The organism is Synechococcus sp. R55.7 (assembly GCF_047461955.1).
Taxonomy (GTDB): Bacteria; Cyanobacteriota; Cyanobacteriia; order Thermostichales; family Thermostichaceae; genus Thermostichus.
The window spans coordinates 1-7,353 of the sequence record NZ_JANSIC010000098.1; the positions used below are offsets into that span (position 1 = coordinate 1).

The following is a 7,353-nucleotide window of genomic DNA, read 5'->3' on the forward strand; positions in this document are numbered from 1 at the left end:
CTAAACAGCAAAGCAGGCCAACTGAAAATGGATCTGCACGATCTGGCCGAGGGGCTACCCGACGGGTTCGAGCGACTCCCCGACTTGGCAGCCCGCACCTATGCCCTGTTTGCCCGGCTGCACACCCTCAGACAACGCTTGAAAACCCTGGAGACCTGCCGATGAGTTGGAACCACAACCGCCGTTGGAAAGACTTCCAAGCCCTAGTCAATGCCGAGGATTATTTCGCTTTTTTCGAGCTCCCCTACGATCCGCGGGTGGTCAACGTGAATCGCCTGCATATCTTACGCAAATTCGCTCAGTATCTAGGCCCTCTGGAGTGTTTCCAGGGCAGCGAAGAAGAGCGATTGGAGCAAGCTCGGCAAGCGCTGGAAAAAGCGTACCAAACCTTTCTCACCTCTACTCCGCAGCAGGAGAAGCTATTCCGAGTCTTTCAAGACTACGGTTGTCCAGATGCTGTCGGCGGCTGTGCCGGCTGCAGCTCTTTGGGAGAGCGGGGCGAATGCAGCCCTGGGATCCCTGCCTAAGATCTCTTGTTTACCCCTCGTCAGCTCTCTGGAGACTCCATCATGGCTACCTACACAGTTCACTTGGTTAACCCAAAACGACGGCTCGACACCTATATCTCAGTAGATGAAGATTCAACCATCCTAGAAGCGGCTGAGGATCAAGATGTGGATTTGCCCTCTTCCTGCCGCTCCGGTAGTTGTTCCTCTTGCGTGGCCAAAGTGGTAGAAGGAGAAGTCGATCAATCGGAGCAAACCTTTCTGGATGAGGAGCAAATAGCCAAAGGATTTGTGCTGCTCTGCGTGGCTAAACCTCGCTCCAATTGTACGATTCGCACTCACCAGGAAGCTTACTTGGTTTGATAGATCGCTGCTTCCAAGCTGCTCGCAAATGGACTCGGGCAAGGCTCAAATGGCCTCTTCTAAGATTAGGGATCCCTATATGTTGGCACCGCCCACCGTCCCTAAGATCTCAATAACCATATCTCCTCTCCAACTCATGAAGGTTGGAGAAGAAGGTCGCATCTACCAACTGCGCGGATCCGAAGCTGCTTGCGCCCAATTGCAGCAAATGGGTCTCACTCCAGGTACCTATCTCCAGGTTATCCAACGTCACCCTGAGTGGATCCTACTCCTACCCAGTGGCCAACTTTCCCTTCCTGCTCATTTAGCTAAACCCATCTGGGTTTACATGGATCCACGTTGCGCCTTGATGTCTACCCAAGAACCGAATAAGAAAACAATCTTAAATTTGCCAAGAGCCTTCTAAAATGTAGTCTATTTACCCAATTTTTAACCTGTAATGAGGGACACTCAAAGTAAGGGAAGCTCATCTCTTCATAACCTATCTTGATTTGGGAGCAAAGCCATGAACACCTGTTTGTTGCACCTGGGCTCCATCCTTAAAGCTGCTGAAGAGCTTAGCCTTGTGGAAAAGCCTTTCCCCAAGTTGCAACACATCCAACTCTGCACAGGACTAAGCCCAGAGGAAATCGTGCGGGCGCTGGAGCTAGAACCCAATCCCTTGGGTTGGCATCTGGAGCCAAGCCACAACCTGGCCGATGAATCGGCGTATTGGGTGGGCGGACGACCTTGTGTCGGCTTGGTTATTGAGCGTTTTGCCTGACACTTGCTGCAGTTCGGATCCCCAAAAGGCTCTCAAGGGGGAGGAGTAGCCTGCAAAGCCATCTCAAAAGTTCACTGTAAACATTAGAAGTTAAGAGAAAACAAAGCTTTCCAGAAGGTTCACCCTAGACCAAATCTCCCTGGCCTGCCGGGGATCTTTTGAGGTATCTTTCAATCCAGTTCACGAATTGAGGAAACTGACCTTAAACTAAGGTCTCTCGCCGGGCTGCCACGGCTTTGCGAGGAAGGTCTCCATGGCCGGGTTTAGGGTTTTGCAGATGCGATAGCAGGTGTGAACGAGGGAGAGCTACAGGGAAACGTTATGGAGTTTGAGGGCTATGGCTTATCAAATCTCAGGGGATTGTATCGGTTGCAACGCTTGTGTAGATAGCTGTCCTACGAAAGCTATTGTTGTTCAGGATGGGGAATACTGGATTAATCCTCTGTTGTGCAATGACTGCGAAGGTTTCTTCCCAGAACCTCAGTGCGTTAGCCTGTGTCCCGGTTCTGCCCCGCAGCCTTATGAAGCCATGAAGGGGCGCAACCGCACGGTCACGGCCCGCATTCGCAGCAGTCCACCTCTATTTTTGAACGGCCATAGCCAGGCTTTTGCTTCGTCAATTGTGGTCTGGGAAGCTTGCAATTTCCTATCTCAATTTCAATCTCTCAATCTGCAAAAGCAGGGAGATAACCAGGTTTGCTATCAGAAATCTGTTGGCCACAACCAGGGATCTCTGACCCTAACTCTATGTTTGGACGGGATCCCACAAAGTGCTCCGATCGATGTGCGAACTGCCTGTTTGCATCTTATTTTTGCTGCCTATGCCGCCGGGTTGGATAGCCCCTGGAAGGAATCCTTTGTTTTCACCGACTCACAATTGGAGTCCTATTTGGGCTGGGATAAACGTAAAGATCTGAGCAAGATGACCCGTCTCCACCTGTTCATGACCTGGATAGAGCAGCTCTGTCGGATTCAAGTCTCCATCGATTGGCCGGATCAGGGGCGGGTGAAGGGGTTTTCGGTACCGGCTGGCCCTCTGTGGAGGCTGCTCAAGATGCATCGCCACTTTCAAAAAGATGAGCAGGGCTGCAACCATCTGGTGGGCCTGACTTGGGCGATTCAGCCCGGCGAATGGACACGGTACTTTCTCAATCGACAAGGGTGCCGCCAGGGGCAAGCCTTTTATCAGTACAGCAGCCTGCCCCTATCCCTGCTGCAGGCCGTGATGAGCCATTGGCAACACCATGAAGGAGCCATGCGCCTGCTGCTGTGGCTGTTGTTCAAAGTGAGGATGGGGCGGCAACAGCGTCTGACGGTGCCCACCCTGATGCGAGTGGCCTACGGGGAAGAGCGACTGCAGGAAGCTTATCTCAATCTCCAAGAACGCAAACGGCTGGTGCGCACCTTTGAAAGCGATCTGGAGGTTCTCAACCACTACGGCCTCAAGCCGGAGTTCGATCCCCTCACCTATCCTTCTTCCATTCAACCCCTGTGGGCTCGCCTGGAAGCTGTGCCCGAGGATGCGGACGAGGCATTGAACTTTTGGATTGAAGATGCCAACAACGGTGGCTTGCTGACGGCTGCCGGGCCGCGGGGCAAGTGGGGACTCTTGATGCAGGCTCGCATTCAACGATTTCATCTGCCCTCCGACTGGCATCGTCGAGTAGTTCAAGAAGCCAGATCCCCAACCCGAGAATCGGGATCTCGGCGGCAGCGTAGGGCAAAGTCTGCGCCTGTTGCAACAGACTCGGATCTCCCTGGCCCTCCCGAAAACCCAAAAGACTTCCCCTCAAGCAAAGCTTTGCGTGGAGCGGATATCTCGGCGGCACGCCAGCAAAAGGGAATCAGCCAGCGGGAATTGGCCCAGAGGCTGGGGCGCAGCCAGAGCTGGGTGCGGGATGTAGAGAATGGGCGGCTTCAGATCAGCCTAAACGATCGCCAGCGCCTTATCAAAGCCCTGTATTTGGATCCCAGGCAACAGCAAGTCTAGGCCAGTCACTCAATTTGCTAATCCACCACTAATCCACGGCGATGACCACATCTGAGGCTTTAATGGCAGCATACGCTTCTTTTCCAACTGCTATACCCAACCGTTCGGCAGAGTGCTTAGAAATAATGGCTGTTATTTCTATGCCTGGTGCAACTTCCAGAACAATTTCGGCATTGACCATGCCCACCTGGAAGCTTTTTACAGTTCCTTTAAAAAAGTTGCGAGTGCTGATTTGCATGACTTCTCCTTTGTTGAACAAGCAGAGCAACAGGGGTGTTGACCGAACTGAACAAGAGAGGAGCTTGCCGGATGGTCATTCAACACCGGTTTCAATACTATCAGATGCTTATCGTTGCCTCTGGGGAGGAAGGGCTGCCAATAGTCTAGATTATGTATCTTAAAGATACAAACTGCAACCTCTAATGGTCAAAGTACCGAGCGATTGGTGGATTTTCCTGTTCTGAAAGTCGTCACGGGTCAAAGAAGAATGGCTATGAAACGAAGAACTGCAATGTTATTCCTGGGGATCCTGGCCGCTCTGGCTTTGAGGTGGGGGTCGGCTCCCGGCTTGGCGCAATCTCAGCCCATTTTGGTGGGGGCTGCGGTGAGCTTGCAACCGGCTTTAACGGAAATCGACCGGTTGTTCACCGCCCGCTATCCCGACATCAAGGTTGAGTACAACTTCGCCAATTCCGGCTCTCTCCAGCAACAGGTGGAGCAGGGGGCTCCTTTGGACGTGGTATTTTTCGCAGCCGCCTCTTTTATGGACGCCCTTGCCCAGCAAAACCTGCTGGTGGAGGGATCCCGGCGGGATCTTCTCAGCAACCGCATGGCTTTAATTGTGCCTGCCAATGCCAGAACCAAGGTTCAGGATTTTGCCGACTTGGTGGCGGAAGAGATCCGGGTTCTGTCCATTGGGGATCTGCAGGCCATGCCCGCCGGACGCTATGCCCAGGAAATTCTCACCGAGGCGGGGGTGTTTGAGACGCTGCGGCCCAAGATGGTGTTTGCCAGCACGGTGCGGGAAATCTTAACGGCGGTAGAACAGGGCAATGCTGACGCTGGGATCCTGTTTACCTCGGATGCTCAGCTTTCAAATCGGGTGCGAGTAGTGGCTACGGCGGATCCCATTACGCCAATTATCTACCCGGTGGCATTGGTGCGCGATACTCCCGCCGGACAGTCTTACTTGGAGTTTTTAACCTCAGAAGAAGCAGCAGAGGTGTTTGTGAAGTACGGCTTTATCCGCCTGTGAGGGATCCCTCTGCAATGGCGCGGATGAGTTACTCCAAATGAGCGACTACGACCTGTCTCCGCTGTGGATCTCGTTGCGGATTGCCAGCTTGGCCACAGCTATCACCTTTGGGGTGGGGACGCTGGCGGCTTACGGGATGTTGCACTACCGAGGTCGCTGGCGCTCTCTCATCGAGGCCCTCTTGTTGGCGCCGCTGGTGTTGCCGCCCACCATGGTGGGCTTCCTGTTGCTGCTGCTGTTTGGCCGGCGAACCCTTCTGGGACAACTTTTGGCCTCGCTGAACTTGTCGGTCATCTTCACCTGGTATGCCGGGGTGATCACGGCAGCGGTGGTGGCCCTGCCCCTGATGTACCGCACGGCCTTGGGAGCTTTCCAGCAGATCGACCCGACGCTGGTGGCGGCAGCCCGCACCCTGGGAGCAAGTAGGGCCAAGATTTTTACGCGGGTGCTGATCCCACTGGCCTTGCCGGGGATCCTAGCGGGGGTTACCCTCAGTTTTGCTCGCGCTCTGGGGGAGTTTGGCGCCACCTTGATGCTGGCAGGCAACATCCCAGGCCGCACGCAAACCCTGTCCATGGCCATCTTCTTTGCCGTTCAGGCGGGGGATATGCGGGGGGCGGCCATCAGCTCGGCCCTGGTCTTGGGGTTGTCCTTGGGGGTGATGACGGCAGTTAACCTTTGGTTTCAGCGACAGCCCTGGCAGCGACCTCCCTCTCGTCCTCTACAGGTTCTCACCAGAAGGGATCCGGATTTCTCAACTCCGGCCCCCCGCCTCTGGGTGGACATTGACAAGAAGCTGCCCCAGTTTGAGCTGCAGGCGCAACTGAGCTGCGACGGGCGGCCATTAGGACTGCTGGGGGCCTCTGGATCCGGCAAAAGCCTACTTTTGCGCTGCATTGCCGGGATCGAAACCCCGGATGGTGGGCGCATTTTGCTCAACGAGCGGGCGTTGTTTGACGCCGAACAGGGGATCCGGCTGCCTCCGGCTCAGCGACGGGTAGGGGTGATCTTCCAGAACTACGCTCTGTTTCCCCATCTCACCGTCGCCCAGAACATCGCTTTTGGGATCCCTGCGGGCTTGAGCGAAGCGGAAAAACAAGAGCGGATCCAGGCCCAGCTGCGGTTGGTCAAGCTGAAGGGCTGGGAAAACCGCTATCCCACGGAGCTCTCCGGAGGACAGCAGCAGCGGGTGGCCCTGGCGCGAGCCTTGGCTTCTGAGCCGGAGATCTTGCTGCTGGATGAGCCTTTTTCTGCTTTGGATGCCCACCTGCGCAGCCAACTGGAGCAGGAGATGGGGGAAATCCTAGCGGGCTACAAGGGAGTCACGCTTTTGGTAACCCACAACATTGAGGAAGCCTTCCGCCTCTGCGGGGATCTGGCTGTAATGGAGCAGGGGCGAATCATTGCCCAGGGGGACAAGCGTCAGCTATTTGAGGCTCCCCCCTGCCTTAGTGTGGCGCAACTGACGGGTTGCAAAAACATCTCGCGGGCCAAGCTCCTGGGCCCTCAACGGGTGCTGGCCTTGGATTGGGGCTGTGAGCTGCAGGTACAGGGATCCCCAGCCGGAGAATACATCGCCATCCGCGCCCACCACCTCACCTTCAGGCCCGACGGGAAGCTGCCCAACACGTTTCCCGCTTGGCTGGTGAAGTGGAGCGAGACCCCCCACCGACTGACTCTCTTCTTTAGGCTGGGCAGTCCTCCTGCCCACAGCCAGGACTATCACCTGCAAGCCGAGGTGTGGCGGGAGCGCTGGCGAGAGGTGGAAGGTTGGGGATCCCCGTGGTGGCTGCAGTTGGATCCCCGGCATCTGATGGTGTTTTGAGTCTGGGCTTAACACCCGTCAAGTGGGTTCTTCGCCCAGGCAATAGCCCCGCGGGGTAATCAGCCGCTCTCCATGGCGAAAGGTCTGGGAGTTGCCGATAAAGACCAGGGTGAGCATGTCCACCTGCTCTGGATCCAGCTCCCCTAGGGTGGTGAGGTGGAGGGTTTCGCCAGGGCGGTAGAGGTTGCGGGCCAAAGCCACGGGGGTATGGGCGGGTCGGGCCTGCAGAAAGATCTGTAGAGCCTTGAGGAAGGGATCCACCCGCTGCCGGGAGCGGGGGTTGTAAAGGGCCACCACAAAATCGGCAGCTGCAGCCGCCTGCAGGCGTTTTGCAATCACTGGCCAGGGGGTAAGCAGATCCGAGAGGGAAATGGCGCAGAAGTCGTGCATCAGCGGAGCCCCCAGCCGGGCAGCAGCCGCCTGGAAGGCAGAGATCCCCGGCAGCACCTCCAGAGAAGGGCGGATCCCATCCCAGCCAGAGCGGACCAAGCACTCCAACACTAGCCCCGCCATGCCGTAAATGCCCGCATCCCCCGAAGAAATCACCGCCACCTTCAGCCCCTGCTGCGCCCAAGCGATGGCCTGTTTGGCCCGCTGCAGCTCTTGGGTAATGGGAGAGGCCTCCCGGATTTGGCCGGGGTGCAAAAGGGG

Annotated in this window: 10 protein-coding genes; 8 read left to right on the forward strand and 2 right to left on the reverse strand. The window is 56.1% G+C overall.

All coding sequences use genetic code 11. The features are described 5' to 3' along the window. From NW820_RS06815 to NW820_RS06840, 6 genes are all read left to right on the forward strand, one after another. Nucleotides 1-165: CCE_0567 family metalloprotein (locus NW820_RS06815; RefSeq protein ID WP_414407060.1), on the forward strand; the 165-nt coding region annotated here is incomplete at its 5' end. Then, nucleotides 162-527: a nitrogenase-stabilizing/protective protein NifW gene (nifW, locus tag NW820_RS06820; protein ID WP_414355663.1), complete on the forward strand. Its 366-nt coding sequence runs from the start codon at nucleotides 162-164 to the stop codon at nucleotides 525-527. The genes NW820_RS06815 and nifW, both read left to right, overlap by 4 nt. Before the next feature lie 42 nt (nucleotides 528-569). Further along, nucleotides 570-869: a 2Fe-2S iron-sulfur cluster-binding protein gene (locus NW820_RS06825; protein ID WP_099813376.1), complete on the forward strand. Its 300-nt coding sequence runs from the start codon at nucleotides 570-572 to the stop codon at nucleotides 867-869. A 136-nt stretch (nucleotides 870-1,005) separates the two neighbouring features. Continuing rightward, on the forward strand, nucleotides 1,006-1,275 hold the full coding sequence (locus tag NW820_RS06830; RefSeq protein WP_238376962.1) for a ferrous iron transport protein A: 270 nt from the start codon (nucleotides 1,006-1,008) through the stop codon (nucleotides 1,273-1,275). A gap of 99 nt (nucleotides 1,276-1,374) precedes the next feature. Next, nucleotides 1,375-1,632 (forward strand): hypothetical protein, encoded by a 258-nt coding sequence (locus NW820_RS06835; RefSeq protein WP_011430669.1) that lies wholly within the window; start codon nucleotides 1,375-1,377, stop codon nucleotides 1,630-1,632. A gap of 337 nt (nucleotides 1,633-1,969) precedes the next feature. Beyond that, complete coding sequence (locus tag NW820_RS06840; protein ID WP_414407054.1) at nucleotides 1,970-3,622, forward strand: helix-turn-helix domain-containing protein; 1,653 nt, start codon at nucleotides 1,970-1,972, stop codon at nucleotides 3,620-3,622. Between the two features lie 28 nt (nucleotides 3,623-3,650). On the opposite strand, the gene NW820_RS06845 is transcribed toward NW820_RS06840, so the two are convergent. Next, nucleotides 3,651-3,860, reverse strand: a complete 210-nt coding sequence (locus tag NW820_RS06845) for a TOBE domain-containing protein (protein ID WP_011430671.1) — start codon at nucleotides 3,858-3,860, stop codon at nucleotides 3,651-3,653. A 255-nt stretch (nucleotides 3,861-4,115) separates the two neighbouring features. Between NW820_RS06845 and modA the strand changes: the two genes are divergently transcribed. Beyond that, nucleotides 4,116-4,877 carry a molybdate ABC transporter substrate-binding protein gene (modA, locus tag NW820_RS06850; protein WP_414407055.1) on the forward strand — a complete coding sequence of 254 codons (762 nt, stop codon included), beginning with the start codon at nucleotides 4,116-4,118 and terminating at the stop codon, nucleotides 4,875-4,877. Between the two features lie 37 nt (nucleotides 4,878-4,914). Further along, the gene (gene modB / locus NW820_RS06855) at nucleotides 4,915-6,702 is read left to right on the forward strand and encodes a molybdate ABC transporter permease subunit (protein WP_414407056.1); all 1,788 of its coding nucleotides are present in this window, start codon (nucleotides 4,915-4,917) and stop codon (nucleotides 6,700-6,702) included. Nucleotides 6,703-6,720: 18 nt separating this feature from the next. On the opposite strand, the gene cobJ is transcribed toward modB, so the two are convergent. Continuing rightward, a partial coding sequence (gene cobJ / locus NW820_RS06860) for a precorrin-3B C(17)-methyltransferase (RefSeq protein ID WP_414407057.1) occupies nucleotides 6,721-7,353 on the reverse strand: 633 nt, incomplete at its 5' end.